This is a genomic window from Aeromicrobium phragmitis, assembly GCF_003674095.1.
Lineage (GTDB): Bacteria > Actinomycetota > Actinomycetes > Propionibacteriales > Nocardioidaceae > Aeromicrobium > Aeromicrobium phragmitis.
Window position 1 is genome coordinate 196,634 of the sequence record NZ_RDBF01000004.1, and the last position, 24,786, is coordinate 221,419.

At 69.9% G+C, this 24,786-nt stretch carries 22 protein-coding genes and 1 riboswitch; of the genes, 15 read left to right on the forward strand and 7 right to left on the reverse strand.

What is annotated here, in order from left to right; genetic code table 11:
* Nucleotides 1–45: 45 nt before the first annotated feature.
* The gene (locus D9V41_RS07395; RefSeq protein WP_121793906.1) at nucleotides 46–1,647 is read right to left on the reverse strand and encodes an FAD-dependent oxidoreductase; all 1,602 of its coding nucleotides are present in this window, start codon (nucleotides 1,645–1,647) and stop codon (nucleotides 46–48) included.
* A gap of 154 nt (nucleotides 1,648–1,801) precedes the next feature.
* Between D9V41_RS07395 and D9V41_RS07400 the strand changes: the two genes are divergently transcribed.
* The 6 genes from D9V41_RS07400 to D9V41_RS07430 all read left to right on the forward strand — a co-directional run bounded on the left by D9V41_RS07400 (nucleotide 1,802) and on the right by D9V41_RS07430 (nucleotide 9,397).
* Complete coding sequence (locus D9V41_RS07400) at nucleotides 1,802–2,128, forward strand: hypothetical protein (RefSeq protein ID WP_133434133.1); 327 nt, start codon at nucleotides 1,802–1,804, stop codon at nucleotides 2,126–2,128.
* 63 nt (nucleotides 2,129–2,191) lie between these two features.
* Nucleotides 2,192–2,578: a hypothetical protein gene (locus D9V41_RS18310; RefSeq protein ID WP_208006777.1), complete on the forward strand. Its 387-nt coding sequence runs from the start codon at nucleotides 2,192–2,194 to the stop codon at nucleotides 2,576–2,578.
* Nucleotides 2,561–2,694: riboswitch (cobalamin riboswitch) on the forward strand. (Overlaps the previous gene by 18 nt.)
* 26 nt (nucleotides 2,695–2,720) lie before the next feature.
* Nucleotides 2,721–6,311 (forward strand): cobaltochelatase subunit CobN, encoded by a 3,591-nt coding sequence (cobN, locus tag D9V41_RS07415; RefSeq protein WP_121793909.1) that lies wholly within the window; start codon nucleotides 2,721–2,723, stop codon nucleotides 6,309–6,311.
* A 97-nt stretch (nucleotides 6,312–6,408) separates the two neighbouring features.
* A complete protein-coding gene (cobF, locus tag D9V41_RS07420) occupies nucleotides 6,409–7,158 on the forward strand; it encodes a precorrin-6A synthase (deacetylating) (protein ID WP_121793910.1) in 750 nt (249 codons plus the stop codon).
* Between the two features lie 11 nt (nucleotides 7,159–7,169).
* On the forward strand, nucleotides 7,170–8,651 hold the full coding sequence (locus D9V41_RS07425) for a cobyric acid synthase (protein ID WP_121794026.1): 1,482 nt from the start codon (nucleotides 7,170–7,172) through the stop codon (nucleotides 8,649–8,651).
* Nucleotides 8,648–9,397 (forward strand): cobalt-precorrin-6A reductase, encoded by a 750-nt coding sequence (locus D9V41_RS07430; protein WP_121793911.1) that lies wholly within the window; start codon nucleotides 8,648–8,650, stop codon nucleotides 9,395–9,397. The genes D9V41_RS07425 and D9V41_RS07430 overlap by 4 nt, the downstream gene beginning before the upstream one ends.
* Before the next feature lie 274 nt (nucleotides 9,398–9,671).
* Here D9V41_RS07430 and D9V41_RS07435 read toward each other — a convergent pair whose 3' ends face one another.
* On the reverse strand, nucleotides 9,672–10,733 hold the full coding sequence (locus D9V41_RS07435) for a coiled-coil domain-containing protein (RefSeq protein ID WP_121793912.1): 1,062 nt from the start codon (nucleotides 10,731–10,733) through the stop codon (nucleotides 9,672–9,674).
* Entirely contained in the window at nucleotides 10,730–12,142 is a 1,413-nt protein-coding gene (locus D9V41_RS07440) for a coiled-coil domain-containing protein (RefSeq protein ID WP_121793913.1), read from the reverse strand. Before D9V41_RS07440 ends, D9V41_RS07435 begins: the two co-directional genes overlap by 4 nt.
* 168 nt (nucleotides 12,143–12,310) lie before the next feature.
* Between D9V41_RS07440 and D9V41_RS07445 the strand changes: the two genes are divergently transcribed.
* From D9V41_RS07445 to D9V41_RS07475, 7 genes are all read left to right on the forward strand, one after another.
* The gene (locus D9V41_RS07445) at nucleotides 12,311–14,566 is read left to right on the forward strand and encodes a SpoIIE family protein phosphatase (RefSeq protein ID WP_133434134.1); all 2,256 of its coding nucleotides are present in this window, start codon (nucleotides 12,311–12,313) and stop codon (nucleotides 14,564–14,566) included.
* Between the two features lie 139 nt (nucleotides 14,567–14,705).
* Nucleotides 14,706–17,417: a hydrogen gas-evolving membrane-bound hydrogenase subunit E gene (gene mbhE, locus D9V41_RS07450; RefSeq protein ID WP_121793915.1), complete on the forward strand. Its 2,712-nt coding sequence runs from the start codon at nucleotides 14,706–14,708 to the stop codon at nucleotides 17,415–17,417.
* Complete coding sequence (locus D9V41_RS07455; protein WP_121793916.1) at nucleotides 17,414–17,734, forward strand: sodium:proton antiporter; 321 nt, start codon at nucleotides 17,414–17,416, stop codon at nucleotides 17,732–17,734. The genes mbhE and D9V41_RS07455 overlap by 4 nt, the downstream gene beginning before the upstream one ends.
* Nucleotides 17,731–19,206: a monovalent cation/H+ antiporter subunit D family protein gene (locus D9V41_RS07460; protein WP_121793917.1), complete on the forward strand. Its 1,476-nt coding sequence runs from the start codon at nucleotides 17,731–17,733 to the stop codon at nucleotides 19,204–19,206. Before D9V41_RS07455 ends, D9V41_RS07460 begins: the two co-directional genes overlap by 4 nt.
* Entirely contained in the window at nucleotides 19,203–19,565 is a 363-nt protein-coding gene (locus D9V41_RS07465) for a Na+/H+ antiporter subunit E (RefSeq protein WP_121793918.1), read from the forward strand. The genes D9V41_RS07460 and D9V41_RS07465 overlap by 4 nt, the downstream gene beginning before the upstream one ends.
* The gene (locus D9V41_RS07470; protein WP_121793919.1) at nucleotides 19,562–19,819 is read left to right on the forward strand and encodes an MrpF/PhaF family protein; all 258 of its coding nucleotides are present in this window, start codon (nucleotides 19,562–19,564) and stop codon (nucleotides 19,817–19,819) included. The genes D9V41_RS07465 and D9V41_RS07470 overlap by 4 nt, the downstream gene beginning before the upstream one ends.
* Nucleotides 19,816–20,136, forward strand: coding sequence for a cation:proton antiporter (locus tag D9V41_RS07475; RefSeq protein WP_121793920.1), 321 nt, complete (start codon nucleotides 19,816–19,818; stop codon nucleotides 20,134–20,136). The genes D9V41_RS07470 and D9V41_RS07475 overlap by 4 nt, the downstream gene beginning before the upstream one ends.
* A gap of 6 nt (nucleotides 20,137–20,142) precedes the next feature.
* Here the strand turns inward: D9V41_RS07475 and D9V41_RS07480 are convergent, their stop codons facing one another.
* From D9V41_RS07480 to D9V41_RS07495, 4 genes are all read right to left on the reverse strand, one after another.
* Nucleotides 20,143–21,330, reverse strand: coding sequence for a cytochrome P450 (locus D9V41_RS07480; protein WP_166375946.1), 1,188 nt, complete (start codon nucleotides 21,328–21,330; stop codon nucleotides 20,143–20,145).
* 50 nt (nucleotides 21,331–21,380) lie between these two features.
* Nucleotides 21,381–21,725: a glycosyltransferase gene (locus D9V41_RS07485; RefSeq protein WP_121793922.1), complete on the reverse strand. Its 345-nt coding sequence runs from the start codon at nucleotides 21,723–21,725 to the stop codon at nucleotides 21,381–21,383.
* 247 nt (nucleotides 21,726–21,972) lie between these two features.
* The gene (locus D9V41_RS07490; RefSeq protein WP_121793923.1) at nucleotides 21,973–22,524 is read right to left on the reverse strand and encodes a cysteine hydrolase family protein; all 552 of its coding nucleotides are present in this window, start codon (nucleotides 22,522–22,524) and stop codon (nucleotides 21,973–21,975) included.
* Nucleotides 22,514–23,227 (reverse strand): GAF and ANTAR domain-containing protein, encoded by a 714-nt coding sequence (locus D9V41_RS07495; protein ID WP_166375948.1) that lies wholly within the window; start codon nucleotides 23,225–23,227, stop codon nucleotides 22,514–22,516. The genes D9V41_RS07490 and D9V41_RS07495 overlap by 11 nt, the downstream gene beginning before the upstream one ends.
* 142 nt (nucleotides 23,228–23,369) lie before the next feature.
* Between D9V41_RS07495 and D9V41_RS07500 the strand changes: the two genes are divergently transcribed.
* Together D9V41_RS07500 and D9V41_RS07505 are read left to right on the forward strand one after the other, a co-directional pair.
* Entirely contained in the window at nucleotides 23,370–24,062 is a 693-nt protein-coding gene (locus tag D9V41_RS07500; RefSeq protein ID WP_166375949.1) for a GAF and ANTAR domain-containing protein, read from the forward strand.
* Nucleotides 24,063–24,083: 21 nt separating this feature from the next.
* Nucleotides 24,084–24,662 carry a dienelactone hydrolase family protein gene (locus D9V41_RS07505; protein WP_121793925.1) on the forward strand — a complete coding sequence of 193 codons (579 nt, stop codon included), beginning with the start codon at nucleotides 24,084–24,086 and terminating at the stop codon, nucleotides 24,660–24,662.
* Nucleotides 24,663–24,786: the final 124 nt, after the last annotated feature.

A 24,786-nucleotide genomic window follows, 5' to 3' on the forward strand; every position in this document is an offset into this window, starting at 1 on the left:
ATCAGCGACGGTGGCGGAGCGCGACTGGACGGGCCGTTGACGGTCTCACGCGTTCCGCCGAAGCAGCACTACGCCGTCCTTGACCTTCGCCGTCTGACCGTCGGGACCGACGGCCTCTCGCCGGCGGATCTCCTCGACCACGATCGCCCAGTGGGCAGGGTGGAGAGCCAGTTCGGCGATCTCCTCGGCCGGGGTGAGCAGAGTCGGCTCCTTCGCGTGATCGTCCGCGGCGGGCTCGCGACGCCACGCCCACGGCGGAATGTCGTCGTCGTTCTCGAACACGTGGGAGACGACGAGGAGGTGGCCTCCCGGGCGGATCTGCGCCGCCGCGCGCTGGAGGATCTCCGTCCGGGGAAGCTCGACCGTGGAGTGGAAGAACGAGGCGGTCACCAGATCGAACGCCCCCTCCGGCTGCCAGCTCGCGAGATCGTGGGCGATCCAGGTGATTCGATCGGCGACGCCTCGCTGTTGAGCGCCCTGCGCGCCTCGCGCCACTGCGGTGGGCGAGATGTCGACGGCGGTCACCTGCCAGCCCTGCTCGGCCAGCCAGACGGCGTCGCCGCCCTCGCCGCAGCCGAGTTCGAGTGCCTCGCCCGGGGTGAGTTCGGCGACGACGTCGGCCATCGTCGGGTTGACCCGGCCGGACCACACGGGGCCGCTCTCGGCGTATCTGGTCTCCCAGAAGTCCTCGGGCGACACGTCCTCGGACGTATGGGGTTCCGGCGCGCGATCCGCGACGGCGTCGTCGAACTCCTCGGTCACCAGTGCCATGTTGACGGCCCCCGCCGCCATGGTTCCGGCGGCGATCGAGACGGGAACGTTCGCCGCGGCATTGACGACGTTGCCCGCCGCCCAGATCCGCGGATGGCTCGTCTGGCCCATCGGGTCGACGCTGAGGAAGCTGCCCATCGGGGACTCGATGCGATCGAGGTCGAGCTCGGCGAGCAGCTGGTCGTTGGGGTGGGGCCGCGGAGCGGCGAAGAGCGCGTCGAGGGGGACCTCCCGCCCGTCCTCGAGACGGACTCCGCTGAGTCGGCCGTCCTCACCGAGCACGGTGCTCACCGGCGTGTCGACGAGCTCGACTCCCCGAGCCTCCAGGCGGTGCCGAAGCTCGGGATCGAGGTCGCCGCCGGCGGTGAAGAAAATGAGCTGATCGGTCCACTGCCGCACGAGTTGGGCCTGGTGGGTGGACATCGGCGAGCCTCCCAGCACGCCGATCCGCTGTCCGCGCACCTCCCACCCGTGGCAGTAGGGGCAGTGCAGCACGGATGTTCCCCAGTGCTCGGCGAGCCCGGGAAGTGCCGGCAGTTCGTCGGTTAGTCCCGTCGCGACGATGAGCGCTCGCCCGGTGAGATCGCCCTGGTCCGTCGCCACGGTGACCGCGCGGTCACCGGCGATGACGCCGCGTGCTCTCCCCTCGAGGAAGGTGACGCCGTAGGCGGCGGCCTCGTCTCGTCCCTGGTGCAGAAGCGCCCCAGGTTCTTGGCCTTCGTTGCCCAGCACGGCATGCATGTGGACGGCGAACCTGTTGCGCGGCTCGCCCGCGTCGATCACCGCGACGCGCCGCAGCGCGCGCCCGAGGGTGAGGGCGGCGCTCAGCCCTGCCGCGCTCCCGCCCACGATCAGGACGTCATAGCTCTGTTCCATGGGATGAGCGTGACGGGCGCGACCCGAACGGGCAAGGGAATTTGCGGGAACGGCAAAAGGCTGTCGCTCCTCCTGCCGGCGGGGAGCTTATTGACACTCATTCTCATAACGCTTGGCCTCGTGGCGTCTGACCGAGGCCGGCTGTGGGGGAACGATGACGCGTGACCATGCAGGAGCCCCCGAGGTGCTCGTCGCCGTGTGTGCAGGCGAGAACTGCGGGCAGCGGGCCGACGACGCCCTCGACGCGCTGCGGCCGGTGGTCCGGTCGACTCCTGGCGCGGTGTTGCTGAGTATGGCGTGCTGGCGGAAGGCTTGCGCCGCGAACGCGCACGACCCCGAGGTCACCTACATCGCGGTGCGGCGGTGGCGGCCGAGGGCCGGCGAGGAGCATCCTCGCCAGTTCAGGGCCAAGGACGCCGAGCAGTGTGCTGTCAGGGTGGTGGGGCTGTTGCGGCAGTACTCGGTGTCCCCGGGGTCATGACAGCGGCGCTGCGCGTCAGTGCTCGTCCTAGTGGTCGTCGTGGGCGGCGTGGCGATGCCCGTCGTGGAGGTAGTCGACGTGGTCGTCGTGGACCACGGCCTCGTGGCCGCAGCCCTCGCCGTGCTCGTGCTCGCTGACCAGGTGCTCGGCGGTCGAATGATTCGGTCATGGTGTCACTTCCTGTTCGGATATGGATGCGGCGTCGCCGGTGGTGGCCGGCTCCTGGGCGTGCGCGATGGCGTCGGCGATCACGTGCGACACGAGCTGGCGTGGCTCGTCGTCACGGGATCGGGATTCGTCGGTGCCCTCGCCGGGTTGCCGGCCGACGAGGTGGCCTCCGTGCGGGCTGCTTACCTCGCATCGCTCGCCGAGGAACAAGTGTTGGAGCTCGACGCGACGACCCTGACCGGGATCGGAGTAAGCCCCCGCACGGCCGACGGGCTAGGCTGAGGCGACTCACGTCGTCGTGATCTCAGGAACCCGGTGCGAATCCGGGGCGGTTCCGCCACTGTGAGGCCGGCTCAGCCCGGCCGAAGCCAGACACTGACCGCGACGATTCCGGCCAAGAGGGGCGAGAACCCCGAGGAGGAACATGACGCGCATCGCGCTGCTGTCCACGTCCGACACCGACCTGCTGTCCGCTCGCGCGAGCGGGGCGGACTACCGCTACGGCAACCCCGCCCGGCTGACCGACGACGCCGTGGCTGGGCTGCTGGCCGAGGCCGATCTCGTCGTCGCGCGGATCCTCGGATCGCCCGACGACCTTCCCGCCGGGCTGCTGGAGTCCGACGTGCCTCGGGTCGTTCTCGGTGGCGAGCAGCAGCCGAACGCGCAGCTCATGGAGTTCTCGACGGTCACGATGGGTGTCGCGGCCGAGGCGCATCGGTACCTCGCGGAGGGCGGCCCCGCCAACCTCGCTCAGCTGCACGCGTTCTTGTCGGACACGATCCTGCTGACCGGCGAGGGCTTCGAGCCGCCCGCCGTGCTTCCCGTCTGGGGCTGGGCGGACCGTCCGGCACCGGCAGCCGACCTGCCCCGCATCGGTGTCCTCTACTACCGGGCGCACGAGGCCAGCGGCAACACCGACTTCGCGCACGCGCTCGCTGACGCGATCGACGCGACCGGCGAGGCCGTCGGCCTGCCGATCTTCTCGTCCTCGCTGCGCTCCGCGCCCGACGACCTGTACGAGGCGCTCGGCACGCTCGACGCCCTCGTCGTCACGGTGCTCGCAGCCGGCGGTCAGGTGCCGGGCGCGGTGAGCGCGGGCGGCGACGACGAGGCTTGGGACGTCGAACGCATCGCGGCCCTCGACATCCCGGTCCTCCAGGGGCTGTGCCTGACGTCGAGCCGCGCCGAGTGGGAGGCCAGCGACGACGGCGTCACCCCGCTCGACTCGGCCAACCAGGTCGCCATCCCCGAGTTCGACGGCCGCATCATCACCGCGCCGTTCTCTTTCAAGGAGATCGACGCCGACGGCCTCCCGCGATACGTCGCCGACGAGGAGCGCTGCCGCCGCGTCGCCGGCATCGCGGTCTCGCACGCCCGGCTTCGCCACACGCCGCCTGCCGAACGCAAGCTCGCGATCATGCTGTCGGCCTACCCGACCAAGCACAGCCGCGTCGGCAATGCGGTCGGCCTCGACACCCCCGTCTCCGCCATCCGTCTGCTGCGCCGCCTGCGCGACGCCGGGTACGACCTCGGTGCACCGGGCGACATCCCCGGTCTCGACCTCGACGACGACACCGCCGCCGGTGACGCGCTCATTCACGCGCTGATCGACGCCGGCGGTCAGGACGAGGAGTGGCTCACCGCCGGTCAGCTGACCGAGAGCCACGTGCGCATCAGCGCCGACGACTACCGCCGCTGGTTGTCCGAGCTCCCCGACGATCTCGTCGAGGAGGTCACCGAGGCCTGGGGCCCGGCGCCAGGCTCGCTGTTCGTCAACGAGCAGCAGGAGATCGTGCTCGCCACGCTGCAGGCCGGCAACGTCGTCATCCTCATCCAGCCGCCCCGCGGCTTCGGCGAGAACCCCGTCGCGATCTACCACGATCCCGACCTCGCCCCCAGTCACCACTACCTCGCCGCCTACCGCTGGCTGGGCAGTGCGGTCGGGGATGGGGGCTTCGGCGCGCACGCGGCCGTCCACCTCGGCAAGCACGGCTCGATGGAGTGGCTTCCGGGCAAGAACGCCGCGCTGTCGGCCTCGTGTGCCACCGACGCGGCGATCGGCAGCATGCCGCTGATCTACCCGTTCCTGGTCAACGACCCGGGCGAGGGTGCGCAGGCCAAGCGCCGCGCCCACGCGACGATCGTCGACCACCTCATCCCGCCGATGGCGCGTGCCGAGTCGTACGGCGACATCGCCCGCCTCGAGCAGCTGCTGGACGAGTACGCCAACATCCAGGCGATGGACCCGGCCAAGCTCCCGGCGATCCGCGCCGAGATCTGGACCCTCATGCACGCCGCCGAGATGCACCGCGACCTCGGCCTGGAGGAGCGCCCCGGCGACGAGGAGTTCGACGACTTCCTGCTCCACGTCGACGGTTGGCTCTGCGAGGTCAAGGACGCCCAGATCCGCGACGGCCTCCACGTCCTGGGGCAGGCGCCCGCCGGGGAGGCCCGGGTCAATCTCGTCCTCGCGATCCTGCGGGCCCAGCAGGTGTGGGGCGGCGAGACCGGTGCGGTGCCCGGACTGCGCGCCGCACTCGGGCTCAAGGAGCAGGACGCGCAGCTCGGCTCGGTCGACGAGATCGAACAGCGCGCCCGCGAGCTCGTCCAGGCGATGGAGGACGCCGGGTGGGACGCCGCGGCCGCCGCCGGCCTGCACGACGACCCTGAAGTCGTCCGCGTCCTCGAGTTCGCTGCGACTCAGGTCGTCCCGCGCCTCGCCAAGACCACCGACGAGCTCGACGCCGTCCTCCACGCGCTCGACGGCGGCTTCATCCCCGCCGGTCCCTCCGGCTCGCCGCTGCGGGGACTGGTCAACGTGCTGCCGACCGGACGCAACTTCTACACGGTCGACCCGCGGGCGGTGCCGTCGCGCCTTGCGTACGAGACGGGCGTCGCGATGGCCGACTCGCTACTGCAGCGGCATCTGGACGAGACCGGCGAGTACCCGACGTCGGTCGGCCTCTCGGTCTGGGGCACCTCGGCCATGCGCACCAGCGGCGACGACATCGCCGAAGTCCTCGCGCTGCTCGGCGTGCGGCCGGAGTGGGACGAGGCCTCGCGCCGGGTCAACGGCCTTCAGGTCATCGGTCTCGAGGAACTCGGCCGTCCGCGCATCGACGTCACCGTGCGCATCTCGGGCTTCTTCCGCGACGCCTTCCCGCACGTCATCGCGATGCTCGACGACGCCGTCGCGCTGGTCGCGGAACTCGACGAGCCCGACGACCAGAACTACGTGCGCGCCCACGCGCAGGCCGACCTCGCCGACCACGGCGACGAGCGACGCGCTCGCACCCGCATCTTCGGGTCGAAGCCCGGCTCGTACGGCGCCGGCATCCTCCAGGTCGTCGAGTCGGGCAATTGGCGCGACGACGCCGACCTCGCCGAGGTCTACACGGCGTGGGGCGGGTTCGCCTACGGCCGCGACCTCGACGGAGCGCCCGCCGCGGACGACATGCGCGCGAACTACCGGCGCATCCAGGTCGCGGCCAAGAACATCGACACTCGCGAGCACGACATCGCCGACTCCGACGACTACTTCCAGTACCACGGCGGCATGGTCGCCACGGTGCGCGCGCTGACCGGCAAGGACCCGAAGGCGTACGTCGGCGACTCGACGACGCCCGACGCGGTCAAGACCCGCACGCTCGCCGAGGAGACGAGCCGGGTGTTCCGCTCCCGCGTGGTCAACCCGCGTTGGATCGGCGCGATGCAGCGCCACGGGTACAAGGGCGCCTTCGAGCTGGCCGCGACGGTCGACTACCTGTTCGGCTTCGACGCCACCACGGGCGTCGTGCACGATTGGATGTACGAGCAGCTCGCGCAGTCCTACGTCCTCGACGAGCAGACGCAGCAGTTCATGCGGCAGTCGAACCCGTGGGCGCTGCGCGGGATCGTCGAGCGGCTGCACGAGGCCGCCGACCGCGGGCTGTGGGCCGAACCCGACCCCGAGACCCTGGCCGCGCTCCAGTCCGTCTACCTCGAGGTCGAGGGCGAGCTGGAAGACCGGCAGTGACCGCCGCCGGAGAACTCGCTGAGTGTGACGAAAGGCAGCGAAATTCGCCTGATCTGCCTGCCAAACGTCACACTCAACGCGTGAGGGAGGGACAGTGATGCGGGTTCGGGTCATCGGCATCGGGCCGGGCGGTCTCGACCAGTTGACCGTTGAAGCGGTGCACGCGCTGCGGTCCGTCGACGCGTACCTCGTCGTCGAGAAGCGCGAGGACGATCCGCTGGTGGCCGCCCGCGAGGCACTCGTGGCCCGGCACGTGCCGCAGCCGCCGCCGACGATCGTGGTGCGCGATCCCGAACGGGACCGAAGCGCGCGGGTGGCCGGTGATGCCGCCGCGTACCGCAAGGCCGTCGCCGACTGGCACACCGCGCGGGCCGAACGATATGCCGCGGCACTCGACAAGGCTCCCGGCGACGTCGGCATCCTGGTCTGGGGTGATCCGGCCTTCTACGACTCCACGCTCCGCATCCTCGACACCGTCGCCGCGTCGCGCCCGCTGGAGGTCGACGTCATCCCCGGCGTCTCGAGCCTGCAACTGCTCGCGGCCCGGCACGCGATCGTCCTGCACGAGGTCGGTCAGCCGCTGCACCTCACCACCGGGCGCAACCTGCCCGACGCGGTCGCGGCGGGGGAGCGCAACATCGCGGCGATGCTGCTGTCGTCGATCGAACCGTTCGCCGCGCTCGGTGACTGGACGATCTGGTGGGGCGCCAACCTCGGCACGGCCGACGAGGCGCTGGCCCACGGCACCGTCGCCGACGCCCTGCCCGAGATCCGGGCCGCCCGCGAGCGGGTCAAGGACGCCGCCGGCTGGATCATGGACCTGGCGCTCCTCCGGAGCCCGGCGTGAGCGCTCGGCTGATGGTGGCCGGCACCACCTCGGACGCGGGGAAGTCGATCGTCACGACCGCGTTGTGCCGCGCCTTCGCCCGACGCGGCGTCCGGGTCGCGCCGTACAAGGCGCAGAACATGTCCAACAACTCGATGGTGTGCGAGGCCGCCGACGGGACTATGGCCGAGATCGGTCGCGCCCAGTGGATTCAGGCAGTCGCGGCCCGGGTGCGCCCCGAACCGGCGATGAACCCCGTCCTCCTCAAGCCCGGAACCGACCGGCGCAGCCACGTCGTGGCGATGGGCCGCCCGGCCGGAACGATCGCGTCGATGGACTTCGTCGAGGGCCGGCGGCATCTCGGGGCGCTCGCCCACGGCGCGTTCGACGATCTCAGCTCGCGGTTCGACCTCGTCATCGCCGAGGGGGCCGGCAGCCCGGCCGAGATCAACCTGCGGGCCAGCGACTACGTCAACATGGGGCTCGCCCGTCACGCCGGGATGCCGGTCGTGGTGGTCGGCGACATCGACCGCGGCGGCGTGTTCGCTGCCTTCTACGGCACGGTCGCGCTCCTCGATGCGGCGGACCAGGCGCTCGTGGCCGGATTCGTCGTCAACAAGTTCCGCGGTGACGAGCGACTGCTCCGCCCTGGCCTCGAGCAGCTCGAGACCCTCACCGGTCGTCGCGTCTACGGAACGCTGCCGTGGGACGCTCGTCTGTGGCTGGACTCGGAAGACGCGCTCGATCTCGAGGGCCGGCGCGAGCGCGGGACCGAGCATCCGCTGCGGGTCGCCGTGGTGCGGCTGCCGAGGATCAGCAACTTCACCGACGTCGACGCTCTCGCGCTCGAACCGGGCGTGGATGTGCGCTTCGCGAGCGATCCCCGGGCTCTCGACGATGTCGATCTCGTCGTGCTTCCCGGGACGCGGACGACCCTCTCGGACCTCGCCTGGTTGCGCGCGCGGGGTCTCGACGCCGCCGTTCTCGACCACGTCGGCCGCGGGGGAGCGGTGCTCGGCATCTGCGGCGGATTCCAGATGCTCGGCGGCGAGATCCGCGACCCCGACGGTGTCGAGGGGGACGCCGGGGCGATCGGGCACGGGCTCGGACTGCTGGACGTCAGTACGGACTTCGGCGTTGACAAGGTGCTCCGACTCCCCTCGGGTCAAGCGCTCGGTGAACCGGTCGAGGGGTACGAGATCCACCACGGACGCATCACCGTGCACGGCGGAGAGCCCTTCCTCGGTGGCGCCCATCACAGGAGCGTCTGGGGGACGATGTGGCACGGCAGCCTCGAGTCCGACGGCTTCCGCCGCGCCTTCCTGCGCGAGGTGGCGGTACGCGCGGGGCGGACCTTGCCCGAGTCGTCGGTCAGCTTCGGCGCCGCCCGGGAGGCGCGGCTCGACCTGCTCGCCGACCTCGCCGAGCAGCATCTCGATCTCGACGCGTTGCTCGCGCTCTCCCACGACGGTCCCGGTCGCCTGCCCGTGCTCGCTCCCGGAGCGGGCCGATGACCGTCCTGGTGCTCGGTGGGACGAGCGAGGCGCGCGCGGTGGCGGCGCTGCTTCAGGAGCGAGGGGAGCCGTTCCTGTCGTCGCTCGCCGGCCGCGTCGCCGAGCCGCGGCTCCCCGTCGGCCCGGTCCGCATCGGCGGCTTCGGCGGCATCGACGGGCTGCGCGCCTTCCTGCGCTCGGAGAACATCACGTCGGTCATCGACGCGACGCATCCCTTCGCCGAGCAGATGACCCGCCACGGATACCTCGCGGCTCGCGCCGAGGGCGTCAGGTACGTCCGGTTGGAACGACCGGGATGGAGCGGGACGCCCGGGGCGGAGCAGTGGCACTGGGTGGACGATCACGACGCTGCCGCGCGTCGTGCCGCGCGCCTCGGCGCACGTCCCATGCTGACCATCGGGCGGCGGCACCTGAGCCACTTCGTCGAGCCGTTGCGCGACCACGCCGTGCTCGCCCGCGTCGTGGACCGGCCGGACGAGCCGGTTCCGGCGGCCTGGCGCGTCCTCACCAGCCGAGGCCCGTACACGCTCGACGGTGAACGCGCGATCATGGCCGACCACGGCGCCGACGTCGTCGTCACGAAGGACTCCGGTGGCAGCTACACGCGGCCCAAGCTGGACGTGGCCGCCGAGCGCGGCATTCCCGTCGTCGTCGTGCGCCGGACCCCGCCGCCCTGGACCGATGCCGATGAGGTGACAGTCCTGTCCACCCCCGCCGACGCCCTCGACCACGTCACCCGGCCATAGGTAGTCGAGCGAGACCAGGTTGCGTGACGTGGTCTCGATGCACCGCTCGTTCCTCGCGGTTACTCGACCACCTATGCAGGGATCGCCGCTACTCGGCCATCAAACTCGGGCGTAGGTGGTCGAGTAGGAGGTCGCTCAGCGACCGACGTATCGAGACCAGGTTGCGTGACGTGGTCTCGATCCGCTCCCTCGTTCCTCGGTCGCTACTCGACCACCTAGAGATCGCTTCGGTCGCTCAGCGACCGACGTATCGAGACCACGTGGCCTCGGCGGGTTACTTGCGCTTGTCTTCGTCGTCGGCGGGTTCGTCGAGTTCGAGGACCTGGGTGTGCTCGGCGTCGTCGAGGGCCTGGATCTCCTGGGTCTTGTCGCTGACCGGCTCGTCGACGTCATCCTCGTCCACGGGCAGGTCCGAGGTCTCGAGCTCCTCGGCGTTCTCCGGATCGAACGGATCGGCGATCGGGACGTTTCCGCCCGTGAGCGTGGCGAGCATCTGCCGCACGTTGGCGAGCTGAGCGTTGATGCTGTCGCGGCGCTGCATCGCGGCGGCGAGCTCGCGCTCGGAGTCGGCCCGGACCTTGGCCGCGGTCGCCTTGGCCTCGCTGACGATCTGCTCGGCGCGCTCCTGCGCGTCCCCGAGGAGACGATTCGCCTCGCGGAGCTTGTCCTGGTACTCGGCGTCGGCCTCGGCCTGACGCTTCTCCAGCTGCGCCTCCAGCTCCGAACTGCGGCGCTCGGCGTCGGCGAGCTGCTCCTGGAACTGCTGCTCCACGGCGGCGCGGCGCTCGGCGAGAGTCTTCTCGAAGTCCGCCGACGCCTTGGCGGCCTTGGCGCGCTGCTCCTCGTACACCGCCTCGGCCTCCTGCAGACGGCCGGCGGCCTCGCGGTCGGCCGAATCGATGCGGTCGTCGGCGGTGCGACGGGCGTCCTCAAGAAGACGGGCGACCTCGGCATCGACGTCGGCACGGCGCTTCTCGGCGTAAAGGTCGGCCTCGTCGCGGATCTGCTGGGCCGATCCCTCGATCTCGGCGCGACGGGCGTCCAACTCGGCGCCGACGCGCTCGCGCATCTCGCGCGCCTCTTCCTCGGCGAGCGCGAGGATCTGGCCGACGCGGGCGCCGAGGTGCTCGAACGAGGGCGGTTCGATCGGGCCCTCGCTCTCCTGGCGGGCGAGGTCGCGTTCCGTCTCGAGCTTCTCGATGTACGCGGTCAGCTCGTTGATGCGCCGACGCGAGACCGCAGCCTCGTCGGCGAGCGCCTGCAGCTTCGCGTCGACCTGAGCGGGCTCGTAGCCCCGCAGGACCATGCGGAAGTCGAAGGGGGAATCGGGAGTCATGACGTTTCGTCCTCAGGGGTCGGGTCGGATCGTTCGGGCACGGCCAGCGCGGAGATGACCCCCGAGAGCTGGCCGAGCTCGGCGGTGATCTGGTCGCGACGCTCGCGAAGTCGGGTGACCTCCTCGCGAGCGTCGTCGAGCATGGTGCGCGCTTCGCGACGCAACTCGTCGGCCTCGACGCGCGCCTCGCTGAGCAGCCGGTGGGCTTCCTCGCGCCGGGTCTGAACCTCGTCGTGGGCCTGCCGCTGCGTGCGCACGACCTCTTCGGCGACGCGCGTGCGCAGAGTCTTGGCTCCCGACTCGGCCTCCGCGAGCCGGCGGGAGGCCCGCTCCTCGGTGGCGGCGGCGTAGTCGTCGGCGCGGCGCCGCACGGCGGCCGCGTGGTCGTCGGCTTCGGCCCGGACGCTCTGTGCCCGTTCCTCGGCCTGCCGCTGCACGGCGAGGGCGGCGTCGGCCAGCTCCTGTGCCTCCTGCTCGGCGTGAGCCACCTGCGCCTCCAGCCGCGAGCGAAGACGCCGGACGACCTCGGAGGTGCGGGCGCGGGTGCGACGGACGGTGGCGGCGGCGTCGCGGTGACCGGTCAACCGGACCAGCCGGCCCTCGAGCTCGGCCGTCTGCAGCAGCGAGGCGACGGTCTCCTGCGTCCAACGCATCTGTTCGCGGGCCTCGGTGAGGATCCGGTCGGCCTCCTGCTGGGCGTCATTGACCAACGCGGCCGCCTGCTGCCGTGCGGCGGTCAGTTCGTCGTGAGCCAGTTGACGGTGCTCGCGTGCAGCGTCCGCAGCCTCCGTGCGCAGCCGGTCGGCTTCCTGGGTCGCGGCGCCGAGTTGCTCCTCGGCGCGGGTGCGGGCGCGGTGCAGGATCGCGGTGGCCTCCGCCTCGGCCGCGTCGGTGCGCTCCTGCACCAGCTCCGCGGTGGCGTCGTCGCGCTCCTGTGCCCGCTCGGCGGCCCCGGCGACGAGACGCTCCGCCTCGTCCTGTGCCGCTTGCAGTGCTTCCTCGGCCTCGCGCGTGGCGCGGTCGAGGATCTCCTTGGCCTCCGCGCGCTGCCGACCGGCGAGCTCCTGAGCATCGGCCAGCATCTCGTCGCGCTGCTGCTCGGCCGTCTGGATGAGCACGCTCGCCTGGTCACTCGCGTCGATGATGAGTTGATGAGCGTCCTTGGACGCCTCGTCGAGTTGGGACTCGGCGCGATTCAGGTCGCTCGTCGCCTTCTCGTGCGCCGCGCGCGCCTCGGCGTGCAGGCGCTGAGCCTCCTCCTCGAGGCGCTGCGCGTTCTCGGTCGCCCGACGCGCTTCCTCTTCGGCATCGGCCTGCAGTTGATCGGCCACGGCTTGCGCCCGCCGGAGCAGCGCGGCGACGCCGCTACCGTCTTCGGCAGCGAGGATCGCGGGCTGATCGGGGCTCATGTCTGATGATTCTCGCACTACGTCTCAAGACCGTCGACGCCCCTGTCCTGCCTAGCGGACGCTGAGCTTCCGCGGACGGATTCTCGTCTTCTGGTGACCCGACCGCTAAGGTGAGGCAGACCGGTTGAAAAAGCAGGCGGCCCGGCGATCGAAGGATTGAGGATCTACGTGGACTCCCATGTCCCTCCGGCCGCGCACACCCCGGCCTACGACCCGGTCGACCTGTCGACGTGTGAGCGCGAACCCATCCATATCCCCGGTGCGATCCAGCCGCACGGGGTGTTGCTGGCGATCGACGAGGACGCGACGATCGTGGTCGCCTCCAGTAACTGTGCCGCTGCCATCGGTGCCGATCACCAGAGCCTCCTTGGTCAGCCGCTCGAACGAGCCCTGGGCCACGCCGCCGCCGGAGCGATCCGCGATGCGCTGGTGGCCGACGATCTCAGCGAACCGCTTCACGTGGTCCTTCCCGGCGAGCCGGCTCACGGTGACCTGCTGGGCGTCCCCGTCGACCTCGTCGTGCACCGCTCCGGCCCCCGTGTGCTCGTCGAAATCGAACGCGAGCGCGTTCTCAGCGCTCACCGCGTGACGTACCGGGCCGCGCGCGCGGCGATGGGCCGGTTGAGCGAGACGCAGAGCATCGAGGAGCTGTGCGAGAGACTCGCCGTCGAGGTACGCGATCTCACGGGCTTCGACCGGGTGATGGTCTACCGCTTCGACGAGGACTGGAACGGCGAGGTCGTGGCCGAGGAGAAGCGCGACGACCTCAACTCCTTCCGAGGACTGCACTATCCGGCCAGCGATATCCCGGCCCAGGCACGTCGCCTCTACACCACCAACTGGACGCGCCTCATCGCCGACGTCGCCTACACGCCGGTGCCGCTCGACCCGGTGCTCGATCCGCACTCCGGCTCGCCGTTGGACCTGTCCCACTCGGTGCTGCGCAGCGTCTCGCCGATCCACCTCGAGTACCTGGGCAACATGGGGGTCACGGCTTCGATGTCGGTGTCGATGGTGCGCGACGGACAACTGTGGGGACTGGTGGCGTGTCATCACTACTCGGGCCCGCATCACGTCCCGTACGACGTCCGCTCCATGGCAGAGTTCCTGGGGCAAACGGCATCGCAGCTCATCGATGAGCGGGAGCGTTCGGACACGCGGATCGAGGAGCTCGTCGCCCAGTCGGTGCTGTCCGGGATCACCGCCCGCCTCGCGGGCGACCCGGGTTACCCGCTCAAGACGCTCATGAACGACGCTCGGCTGCTGGAGCTAGTGGACGCCGACGGCGCAGCGCTGTGGCACGACGGTGACCTGCTCACCATCGGAAACGTTCCTGACGACCCAGCCTTGTTGAAGCGCATCGCTGCAGCGATGCGGACCAACGAGAGCCCCGTGCACTGCAGTCACCAGATCGGGGTGCTCCAGCCCGATCTGGCCGGGCGGGAGAACGTCCCCGCAGGAGCACTCGTCACGCAAATCGGCACCGCGACCCTGATGTTCGTGCGCCAGGAGTTGGTGCGCGTCGTCGACTGGGGCGGAGATCCGCGCAACAAGCAGATCGCAGCGGCCGAAGGGCCGGACGTGCGGTTGAGCCCGCGCAAGTCCTTCGAGAAGTGGCGCGGCGTCGTACGAGGCCGTAGCGAGCCGTGGCGGACGTGGCAGCTGGAGACGGTGGACCGTTTGCGTCAGTACCTCGAGGCCAAGTTGTTGCGGCGCTCGCGTGAGCAGATCGCGATCGCCGAATCGCTCCAGCGCACGCTCGTGCTCGACGAAGCACCGGAGGTCGAAGGACTCGAGGTGCTGGCTCGTTACCGTCCCGCGGAAGGCAGTCAGCTCGGCGGCGACTGGTGGGACGAGTTTTCCCTGCCGGACGGCCGCGCTGCCTTCGTCGTCGGCGATGTCGCCGGCCACGGCGTCGGTGCCGCCACCGCGATGGCGCAGGTCCGCACGGCGCTGCGCGCGTATCTGGCAGACGGTCACTCGCCGGCCTCTTGCTTGGATCGTCTCGATCACCTGATGGGCTCGCTCATCCCCGGGCAGACGGCGACGGCGGTGATCGTGGTGTTCGAGCCCGCGGGCCGGGTAGTCGAGGTCGCCAGCGCCGGGCACTTGCCGCCGCTGCTCGTCCGCGACGGTTCGGTCAATCCGATCGGCGCTACTCCGCGGCCGCTGCTGGGGGTCGGGATGGGCGAGGCCGTGTCGGTCGTCGAACAGCTGCGCGCGGGTGACATTCTGCTGATCTTCACCGACGGTCTGGTCGAACGTCGCAACGTCCCGCTCGACGCATCGCTGGCCGTGCTGCGCAAGGCGAGTGCCGCCCGACCGGCCGGAGCGTCCCTGCGCTCGTGGGTGGATGCGCTGGTCAACGCGGTGCCCGGCACCCTCGACGACGATATGACGCTCGTCGCCCTGCGCGTCGAATGAATCCCAGCCCCTGGGAGAGGAGCATGGTGACGCGACCCGGGGGAGGGGGACCTTACCTGCGCATGGATAGACTCGGCGGCGTTCGTGGTGTGCCGGGAAGACTGGTCGGCGTTGTGTCGTCGTCCCCGAAAGCGTGCTCATGACCCTGCTCGGCCTGCTCATCGGCGGCTGGCTGCTGACGGCGCTCGCGCCGTTGTTCGCTCGCTGGCTCGGCCACCGCGCCGGCTGGCCCTTGGCCGCCGGCCTGCTGGTGCTCGCCGCGATGGCGTTCCTGCTCGGCTACGACGCGAACGTCGAACAGTCCGTCCCCTGGATCCCCTCCCTCGACATCGCGCTACGACTGCGGCTCGACGGGCTGTCGATGGTCTTCGTGGCCCTCGTGCTCGTCGTCGGCGCGCTGGTAATGATCTACTCCACGGCGTATTTCCGGGGTAAACCGACGGTCAGCTATTACACGCTCATGACGGCGTTCGCCGCGTCGATGACCATGCTGGTTCTCGCCGACGATCTGGTGCTGCTGTTCGTGAGCTGGGAGTTCACCACGCTGTGCTCCTACCTGTTGATCCTTCGCTCCGGTCCCGACGCCGGCCCCCCGGCGACCCGGACCCTCCTGGTCACCGTCGCGGGCGGCCTGTGCCTGCTGGCGGCCGTCGCGACGATCACCGTCCGCACCGGCACGACTCACCTGACGACCGCCCTCGCCGACCCCGCCTGGGCGGAGGACGGCACGTTCGCGGCGACGGTCGCCGTCCTCGTCGCGGTGGCAGCGATGACCAAGTCCGCGCAGTTCCCCTTCCATGCCTGGTTGCCCGATGCGATGGTGGCGCCGGCACCGGTGAGCGCGTACCTCCACGCCGCGGCGATGGTGAAGGCCGGCATCTACCTGCTGCTGCGCTTCGCCGAGCCTGCGTCGCACGCCCCGGTGTGGTCGGTTCTGCTGATCAGCGTGGGCCTCGTGACCTCGTTCATCGGGGCGATCTTCGCGCTGCAGCGCACCGATCTCAAAGCCCTGCTGGCGTACTCGACGGTCAGCCATCTGGGTCTGCTCACCCTCGTGATCGGCATCGGGACCACCACGGCGCTCACCGCCGCGGTCGTCCACGTCATCGCCCACGCGTCGTTCAAGTCCGCCGGGTTCCTCTACGTCGGACTGTTGGAGAAACGCGCCGGTACGCGCGACATCCGCGAGGTGCGCGGACTGCTGCGGAGCATGCCGTTCGCGTCCGCCTTGATCCTCGTCGCGGCGATCGCGATGGGCGGCATCCCGCCGACGCTCGGGTTCGTCAGCAAGGAACTGGTCATCGACGGCGCGCTGCACGGAACGGGTCTGTGGCTCGCGGCGCTCGTCGCGCTGTCGGCGGCGATCACCGTGGCGTACAGCGGCCGCGTGGTGGTCTCGACGCTGCCCGGCACGCCGACCCCGCTCACGCCGGCCCGCGGGACGTGGCCCATGGCTGCCGCGATCGCGGTCGGGGCGCTGGCCGCCGGCGCGCTCGGACTGTTCGCGCCCGTGCTCGATCCCGTCGTCGGGCGCGCGGTGGCGGCGTCGGGCGGTGCGGCCGACGTGCACCTCGCGCTCTGGCACGGTGTGAACACGGCACTCGGTCTCTCCCTCGCGGCCATCGCCGCCGGGGTCGTGCTGATCCTCGCCCGCCGCGGCGTCGATCGAGCACTCGATCGGCGGCTCTTCCCGATCACCGGCGTCGGCGCCGTCGAAGCGATCCAGCACGGCGTGGTCGTCGGAGGGCGGCGGCTCGGCGACTTCGGTCGCACGACCGCGCCGGCCGCGCATCTGGCGGTTCCGCTCGTGCTCGTCGCGCTGATTGGTGCCGGCGGCCTGGTCATGCTGCGCCCGACCTGGGAGGCGGTGCCGTCGACCTGGGTCGATGCGGGCCTGCTGCTGGTGGTGTCGGGCGGTGTCCTGGCGACACTGCTGGCGCGCACGCGGCTCGGTGCCGTGATCTCCGTCGGGATCGCCGGCTTCGCGGTGGCCCTGTGGTTCTTCACCCTCGGTGCGACCGACGTTGCGCTGACGCAGCTGCTCGTGGAGATCCTCACCGTCGTGATCATGGTGCTGGTACTTCGCCATCTTCCACCGGGCTTCCCGCGGCGTCCCCGCGGCCGCAGCATCGTCGCGGCGGTGCTGGCGGTGGCCGCGGGCGTCGTCGCGACGTTCGCCACGCTGGTGTTCACCGGAGGCTCGGAGTTGTCGACCGTCGGTCGGTGGTTCATCGAAAACGGTCCGGAGGCCACGGGCGGATCTAACGTCGTCAACACGATCCTGGTGGAGTTCCGTGCCTTGGACACCTTCGGCGAACTCGTGGTCCTCGCGGTGGCCGCTCTGGCGATCGCCGCGCTGGTCGAGGCCCGCCCCCAGATGACGCGGCCAGTGCTGCCGACGGCCTCGCGGATGCTCGAGCCGCCCGCGCTCAACATGGTCTTCATCCGGGTGTTCGCTCGGTTGCTCATCCCGCTCATGGTCTTCGGCTCGATCTACGCGCTGCTGCGTGGTCACAACGCACCGGGCGGGGGCTTCATTGCGGCCCTCATCGGAGCGGCCGCCCTCGCCCTGCGCTACCTCGCCGCACCGACCGACGACGACGCCCGTTCGGGTCTGCCGTACCTGTCGATCGCCGGCGCCGGCGTGGTGGTCGCGGCGGCGAGCGGCTTCCTCGGTTTCGCCGAGCAGTCCTTCCTGACACCGCTGCACGGCTACGTGTTCGGGTACCACCTGACGTCGTCGCTGGTCTTCGACGTCGGTGTCTATCTCGCCGTGTTCGGCGTCATCCTCGGCGCGCTCGACCTACTCGGCGTTCCTCGCGTCCTGACGAAGGGGAGTGAGAGCCGATGACGCTCGCCATCACCGTCGGCGTGCTCGTTGCCGGGGCCGTCTACCTGCTCACCGCCCGCACGTTCCTGCGCGTCGTGCTCGGCTTCGTCCTCCTCAGCCATGCCGCCAACCTGCTGCTGTTCAGCACCGGCGGGATCGCGCGGCGGGGGGAACCGCTGGGAAGCGAGTTGGACGCCGCCGTCACCGCCGATCCGTTGCCGCAGGCGTTCGTCTTGACCGCGATCGTCATCGCCTTCGCCATCACCATCTATCTGCTCTCGCTGGCGATCTCGGGTCGCCATGACGAGGACGAGGACGAGGAAGGTGAGGACCGATGAGCGGTGCGATCCTGCCGCTGTTCATTGCCGTGCCGCTCATCGCCGCCGGCATCGCCGCGTTCGCCCGCGAGGGACGTCGCTGGCCCTTGGCGCTGCTCTTCGCCACACTGGCGGCCCAGTTCGTGGCGTCGTTCGGCCTGATCGGTGGGACCCGTCAGGGCGAGGTGCTCGTCGACGGCGTCGGCGGCTGGTTGCCGGGCATCGCCATCCCGTTCGCCGCCGACATGCTCTCGGCGCTGATGCTGACCTTCACGAGCGGCCTGTCGCTGGTGTGCTGCTGGTACGCGGTCTCCAGCGGAGTCGGGCGCATCCGGTTGTTCGCGCCGCTCGTGCTGGCGATGACCGCCGGCGTCAACGGCGCCTTGCTCACCGCCGACTTGTTCAACCTCTTCGTCTTCATCGAGGTCATGCTCATGCCCTCGTACGGACTGATGATCCTGGCGCGGCGCGGGCGAGGCACCGAGCGCTCCGTCTACGGGTCGCGCCTCTACGTGAGCTTCAACCTCTTCGTCTCGACGCTGTTCCTCATGGCCGTGGGGTTGGTGTACGCCACCGCCGACACGGTCAATCTCGGCCTGCTGGCGGGAGCCGCGAAGGAGTCCGGGCTCGTCGCCGCAGCCGCGGCGATCGCGCTCGCCGCGCTCGGCATGAAAGCCGCGCTGCTGCCGACCCACGCTTGGCTGACGCAGGCCTACCCGTCGACGTCTCCTGCGATCACGGCATTGTTCTCCGGGCTCCACACCAAGGTCGCGGTGTACGCGATCTACCGGCTGTACGCGGTGATCTTCGACGGTGACGACCGGTGGCTGCTCGTCGGGCTGGTGATCTTCGGCGCGACGATCGCCGTCGGGGCGATGGCCACGGCGGGTGAACGCTCGATGCGGTCGATGCTCTCGTTCAGCATGGTCAGCCACATCGGCTACATCCTGGTCGGCGTCGGACTGTTCACCATCGGAGGTCTCGCCGCGGGCCTGTTCTACCTGTTGCACCACATGGTGGTGAAGGCGTCGCAGTTCCTCTCGGTGGGCGCGATCGAGGACACTTACGGCACCGACCGGATCGACAGGTTGCGGGGGATCGGCCGGCGCGAGCCGCTGGTCGCCGCCACCTTCGCCATCGCAGCCCTCTCGCTCGCGGGCCTGCCGCCGTTCTCCGGATTCGTGGCGAAACTGGTGCTGGTGATCGCGACGATCGACGCGGGGTACGTGGTGCTCGCCGTCGTGCTCATCGCCGCGAGCCTCGTCACGTTGCTGGCGATGCTGCGGATCTGGAACGCGGTCTTCATGTCGCCGGTCCCGGAGGGCGAGGCGCCGACCAGGCGCATCCCGTGGTCGCTTGCCGCGCCGGGGGCGGTCCTGGCGGCCGTGACCATCGCGCTCGGGCTAGGGGCTCAGCTGCTCATCCCGCTCACCGAGGTCGCGGCCGAGGGGCTACGCGACACGTCGGTCTATGTGACGGAGGTGCTGCGATGAAGGGCGCACTCTCGATGCCGTGGCGACTGGTCCTCTTCACGCTCTGGTACATCGGCCAGGTACTCAAGAGCGCCTCGCAGGTCAGCCACGACATCGTCACCCCAGGACGCGAAGCCACTCCACGCGTGGTGCGCATGCCCGCCCAGTCGACGACGGACGCGCAACTCACCGCGATCGCGTCGCTGATCACGCTCACGCCGGGCACGTTGACCATCGGTGTCGTGGAGCGAGAAGGCGGTCGAGATCTGCTGGTGCATTCGATGTACGACCCGGACCGAGACACCGCAGTGCACCATCTGCGCGAGATGGAGGCCCGGATGCTCAATGCCGTGACGATCAAGGGAGGGTATCGCGCATGACGGGTATCGACATCGCCGTCGTGGTGGTCGCGGTGGCCATCGTCCTCGCGGTCGTGCGTATCGTCCTCGGGCCAACTCCCGCGGATCGCGCCGTGGCCGCCGATCTCTTGAGCTTCGGCATCATCGCGGAGATCGCCCTGATCGGCACCCGAGCCGGCAGCATCGGAACCTACGATCTCGTTCTCGTCGCCACCCTGGTCGCGTTCCTGTCGGCGGTCTCGCTCGCTCGGGTCATGGGAAGGGGACGTCGATGAGCTGGTACGAGCTGCTCGGACAGATCCTCGTCGTGGTCGGCGCGCTGATCTTCGTGATCGCCGGCGTGGGCCTGTTGAAGCTGCGCGATCCGTTCATGCGGACGTCTGCTGTGGCCACGGCAGCTGGGCTCGGGGTGTCCTTCGTCGTCGGTGGAACGGTGCTGGTGGATCCTCACCCCATCGATGCGGTCAAGGTGGTCATCGCCATCGCACTGCAGCTCATCACCTCGGTGATCGGCGGCATCGCGATCGCGCGGGCCGCGGTGATGTCCGGACACGAGTTCGACGACACAGACACTACCGACCTCGACATCTGAGTTCGCTCAGAGCGTCAGGCTCGCCCGGTAGGGGCGCGGTGGCATCCGACTGTGGTTGCCCCGCATCGAAGGGCCATGGCCCTCGATCGCGTCGAACTCGGCGAGCCGGACGGCGAACACCTCGATCAGCTCGATCGCGACGTCCTCGCCCGGGCAACGGTGACCGTCTCGCTTGTCACCGCCGCCCTGCGGGATGAGGTCGTACTGGCCGGCCACGCGATCGTTGAACCGTTCGGGGCGGAAGTTCTCCGGGTCGGTCCAGATTTCGGGGTCGTTGAGGTGCTGCCAGATGTCGATGACGAACCGGCCTCCCGCCGGCACCTCGTGCCCCTCGAACGACGCGGCCGTGCGCGGTCGGGCGGCGAGGACCGGCACGAACGGGTAGTAGCGGCGCAGTTCGTGAGCGTAGGCCTTCGGATCGACCGAACGGACCTTCACCGCGAATCGGTACTCCGGCCACTCCACGAAGCTCTCGGCCGCGGCCGCGACGAACCAGGCCACGGCGACCGTCGGCCGCAGCACGTTGAGCAGTTCCACGGCGGCGACGCTCAGCGGCAGAGGACGTCCGTCCGGTCCCGTCCACGACGCCACTGTGCCCAGCGGCGTCTCGGTCTCCCCGCTCTTGCGGGCCCGCTTGATCTCGGCGCGAGCCCACCGCTGGGCGCCGATGCGGCCCTTGACCGCGCGGAGCTGACGGCGCCCCGCGGAACCGAAACCGTCGATCATCGACACCATCTGGGAGGTGCCGCGCCGGACACCGACCGCGTCAGCGGACACCCCGGCCCAGTCCCGGACGGCGGTGAAGAGGACTTCGCACGCCATGCTGAAAACGTCGGGGACGAACCCGAGTTCGGCGATCCGGCGGTCCCACTCGGCTCCGGCCCGCCGGGCCACGTCGAACGCGGCCGTCTCGTCCAGCAGGTCGACGAACTGTGCTTTGCGATGACGGTGCTCGTCGTCGTCCGTGCTGTGGATCGCTCCGGGACCGAAGAGGGTCATCGCCGGGATCGGCGGGGCGGCGCCTTTGCGCGACAGCGTGGGCTCGGTGTAGAAGAACCGCGCGGCCTCCACACCCTCGATGACCGTCGCCGGCCGCCCCATCAGTCGGGTCGTGACCGGTCCCGGATCATCGTCGCGAAGCCAGCGCGTGAAGTCGTAGCCGCGGCGGATGAGAGAGAGCGATTGGTCGCGCATGTCATCCATCCAAAGCTGAATCGAGGGGACCGGCAACCGGAGGCGTCCGCTCAGGCCAGGACCAGGGACTGAAGCGTCGCGGCGAAGCGCCGTGCGCCCAGCCCGTCACACCAGGACGACCACGCGGCACCGTCGAGACTGCGCGCCTCGTCGAGGAGCTCTGGCCATCCTCGGGCGGGGAAGGACCAGCTCACGAGCGCCGGCCAGGCCCCGCGCCGCAGCGCTTCAGCGGCGCACAGCTCCTCCTCGTGCGGCCGCTCGCGCGGGATGATCACCGCCGGTCGACGACGGGCGCTCACCTCGGCGATGACGTCCTGGCCCGCGTGGCAGATCACCACATCGGACTCGTCCAGCAGTCGCTGCGTATCGCGATGCCAGACGCCGTGCCGGGCGATGGTCCAGTGCGACGGGAAGGGTGAGCCACGGCATCGACGCTTCGAGCGGACGGCTGTGTGAGGACAAGACGGTGACGGGCTCGTCGAGCGCGCCGGTCAACGCGAGTATCCGGCCCAGGTGGTCGCGACCTTCGTGGTCCGCGTAATACCCGATCATCGGTGCCCTTTGCGAGGACGCGGGCGATGCGGCTGGTGTCGAACCGAGGTTTCACTGTTTCACGGGGCAGTGCCCGGTGCAAGGGAAGCGTCAGTCGAAGCGGATGTCGTCGGCAGCGACGAGCGGCTGTCGGTACTGCGCGTGGAGGAGTTCGAGGGTGCGCCGGTGTTGTTCCTCGTCGGCCGAGGCGATGGCGTCCGTGGCGAGATGGACGCGGAGATCGCGTGCGTAGGCACTCGAGGCGGTGAGGGCGATGCACGCCTCGGTCTCGACTCCGGTCAGCACCAGCTCCCGCGTGCCCAGCCGCTCCAGCAGCGCATCGAGCTCGGTCGCGAAGAACGCGTCGTCGCGGGTCTTCAGGACTTCGTGCGCCCCGGCGAGGTCCAGCTCGACCAGCGGCGCGGCGCCGGGAGAACCCTCGAGGACCATCGGCTGGTCGTCCTCGAGCATGTTGAGTGCCCAGGTCGATCGGTCCCGTCGGTGCACGGTCCGTACGTTGATCATCGGTGCACCGGCCTGTCGGGCGGCAGTGAGAAGCCGCTGAACCGCGGTCACGAGGTCCCCCCGGACCTTCTGCAGTCCCGGCGGGTCGAAGAACTGCTCCTGCAGGTCGATGAGGAGCAGGGCGCGATCAGGGGCCATGATCGCCAAGGATGCCCGAGATGTCGCCCCGGTGCACGAGTTGCTCGGCGAGGTCGCGCACCTTGACGTTCGAATGCTGCGAGGCGCGCCGTAGGACCGCGAACGCCGTCACGGCGTCGATGGAGAACCGCTCCATCAGAATGCCCTCGGCTTGACCGATCAAAGTGCGGCTCTCCAGTGCTGATTCCAACGACTCGATCCGGTGCATCGCGCCCAGGACTGCCATGACGTGCGTCGCGTAAGTCCTCAGTTCCTCGGGGTCGACATCGGCGAACTGCTCGTGTCGGCTCCCGTAGAGATTCAGCGCGCCGAGCCGCACCTGACGGTTCACCAGATCGACGGAGATGCTGCTGCGCACGCCCAACTGCGCAATGGCCGGACCCCAGCGCGGCCATCGTTCATCGTTGGCGGGGTCGTCGGTGCGGACGATGCGGGCTTCGGTGGCGGCGTCGACGCACGGCCCCTCGCCGAGTTCATGCTGGAGTCCATCGGCTCGTGCGGCGATCGGAGCGGTGGGTCCGACCGTCTCCAAGCGGCCGCCCGGTTTCAGCAGGGTGACCCCGACCTCATCGGCTCCGAACAACCAGCGCGCCGACGAGGTGACGAGGTCGAGGGATTTGTCCAGGTCGGCGAGCTCGCTCAGCTCGCTCACGATCTGCGTCAGGTCATCGAGGCTCAGCACCACGCCGATCGCCTCCTTCATGACTGCCGGCCATGATGCCAGACCGACGCACATCCAGACTCTACAGCCGCTGCGTTCGTCGACTCGAGCGATCTCGTACACTATGTTCCGCGACGTCGCGGTCAGAAAGTGGCCATCCGGGCGTCATGGGGTAGGACGACCTGTGAGCGACAGCTTCGCGCGAAGGCTGGCTGATGCCGCACGGCAGTGGACGAGTATCGACTCGGTCGCCGATCTGGCCCGCGAGATTGCCGAACTCGCTGCCGCCGCCATCGATGGATGTGCGGCTGGGCGGATCAGCCTTGCGCGACGAGACGGCCAGACGCCGAGCGTCGCCTACACCGAGGACGGCGCGCGGCGAGCCGGGGACCTGCAGCGGCGCTTCGGTGAGGGTCCGGGGAGCGACGCTCTCCAATCGGATGCCCCGGTCTCGGCGGTCGACTTGGAGCACGAATCGCGGTGGCCGACGTGGGCTCCTCGCGTCGTCATGGGCACGGGCTACCACAGCGTGGTGAGTGTGCGCCTGTACGTGGGGGATCGGACTCTCGGTGTCCTCGAGCTCTACGGCAAGGGCGTCGACGCTTTCAATGCGCAGGCGTTGCAGGAGGCCGAGCTGCTCGCAGCCCAGGCGTCGTCGCACCTGGCGCTGATCGATCTCGTCCAGAATCTGTCGACGGCGCTTTCGACCCGCACCGTCATCGGCCAGGCGGAGGGCATCCTCATGGAGCGTTACCAGCTCGACGCCGTGCGCGCCTTCGCGATGCTGCGACGCGTCTCGCAGCACACCAACACCCGCCTCGCGGAGGTGGCGGAGGAGCTGGTCGAGACGCGTCGTACTCCGGGAGCGGAGGCCTGACATCGGTCATATCGTGCTTTCATGGCCGAGGTCGTCGTCTTCCACCACGTTCACGGACTCACGCGCGGGGTGATGGCGTTCGCGCAAACGCTGCGCGACGCCGGACACGCGGTTCATGCGCCGGACCTGTTCGAGGGGCGCGCATTCGCCACGCTCGACGAGGGGCTCGACTACGTCCGCTCCGTCGGTTTCGCTGAGATCATCGCCCGCGGCGTGGCCGCGGCAGAGAACGTCCCCGCCACGGCGGTGTATGCCGGATTCTCGCTCGGAGTCCTGCCCGCGCAGTACCTGGTGCAGACTCGTCAGGGCGCGCGCGGCGCGGTCCTCATGCACGCGTGCGCGCCGGTCCAGGAGTTCGGCGACCGCTGGCCGCCCGAGGTTCCCGTGCAGATCCACGCGATGAACGCGGACCGTTCCTTCGTTGACGAGGGCGACCTCGACGCCGCGCGTGACGTTCTGAGCCAGGCCGATGACGGCGAGCTCTTCCTCTATCCGGGCTCTGAACACCTGTTCGCCGATCCGTCCCTTCCGGGCTACGACGAAGCCGCGGCGGAAGCACTGCAGAGCCGGGTCCTCGACTTCCTACGGTGTGCGGGGTGAGATTCGGGGTGAATCGTCCGCTCGGGAGAGTGGGCGCCGCTCCCCGTCACGTACGTTCGGCTCGGCGGCGCGAAACCCTGTCCCTCCCAACCCGCGCCGCTTCGGTGACGTTGCGTCATCGAGT

Excerpts from the sequence above, each read along its gene's own strand:
- mbhE (WP_121793915.1), top strand. The coding sequence starts at position 14,706 with ATGACCCTGCTCGGCCTGCTCATCGGCGGCTGGCTGCTGACGGCGCTC.
- cobN (WP_121793909.1), top strand. The coding sequence starts at position 2,721 with ATGACGCGCATCGCGCTGCTGTCCACGTCCGACACCGACCTGCTGTCC.
- cobF (WP_121793910.1), top strand. The coding sequence starts at position 6,409 with ATGCGGGTTCGGGTCATCGGCATCGGGCCGGGCGGTCTCGACCAGTTG.
- D9V41_RS07430 (WP_121793911.1), top strand. The coding sequence starts at position 8,648 with ATGACCGTCCTGGTGCTCGGTGGGACGAGCGAGGCGCGCGCGGTGGCG.
- D9V41_RS07465 (WP_121793918.1), top strand. The coding sequence starts at position 19,203 with ATGAAGGGCGCACTCTCGATGCCGTGGCGACTGGTCCTCTTCACGCTC.
- D9V41_RS07480 (WP_166375946.1), bottom strand. The coding sequence starts at position 21,330 with ATGCGCGACCAATCGCTCTCTCTCATCCGCCGCGGCTACGACTTCACG.
- D9V41_RS07475 (WP_121793920.1), top strand. The coding sequence starts at position 19,816 with ATGAGCTGGTACGAGCTGCTCGGACAGATCCTCGTCGTGGTCGGCGCG.
- D9V41_RS07435 (WP_121793912.1), bottom strand. The coding sequence starts at position 10,733 with ATGACTCCCGATTCCCCCTTCGACTTCCGCATGGTCCTGCGGGGCTAC.
- D9V41_RS07490 (WP_121793923.1), bottom strand. The coding sequence starts at position 22,524 with ATGGCCCCTGATCGCGCCCTGCTCCTCATCGACCTGCAGGAGCAGTTC.
- D9V41_RS07400 (WP_133434133.1), top strand. The coding sequence starts at position 1,802 with ATGACGCGTGACCATGCAGGAGCCCCCGAGGTGCTCGTCGCCGTGTGT.
- D9V41_RS07455 (WP_121793916.1), top strand. The coding sequence starts at position 17,414 with ATGACGCTCGCCATCACCGTCGGCGTGCTCGTTGCCGGGGCCGTCTAC.
- D9V41_RS07440 (WP_121793913.1), bottom strand. The coding sequence starts at position 12,142 with ATGAGCCCCGATCAGCCCGCGATCCTCGCTGCCGAAGACGGTAGCGGC.
- D9V41_RS07425 (WP_121794026.1), top strand. The coding sequence starts at position 7,170 with ATGGTGGCCGGCACCACCTCGGACGCGGGGAAGTCGATCGTCACGACC.
- D9V41_RS07505 (WP_121793925.1), top strand. The coding sequence starts at position 24,084 with ATGGCCGAGGTCGTCGTCTTCCACCACGTTCACGGACTCACGCGCGGG.
- D9V41_RS07460 (WP_121793917.1), top strand. The coding sequence starts at position 17,731 with ATGAGCGGTGCGATCCTGCCGCTGTTCATTGCCGTGCCGCTCATCGCC.
- D9V41_RS07495 (WP_166375948.1), bottom strand. The coding sequence starts at position 23,227 with ATGAAGGAGGCGATCGGCGTGGTGCTGAGCCTCGATGACCTGACGCAG.
- D9V41_RS07395 (WP_121793906.1), bottom strand. The coding sequence starts at position 1,647 with ATGGAACAGAGCTATGACGTCCTGATCGTGGGCGGGAGCGCGGCAGGG.
- D9V41_RS07470 (WP_121793919.1), top strand. The coding sequence starts at position 19,562 with ATGACGGGTATCGACATCGCCGTCGTGGTGGTCGCGGTGGCCATCGTC.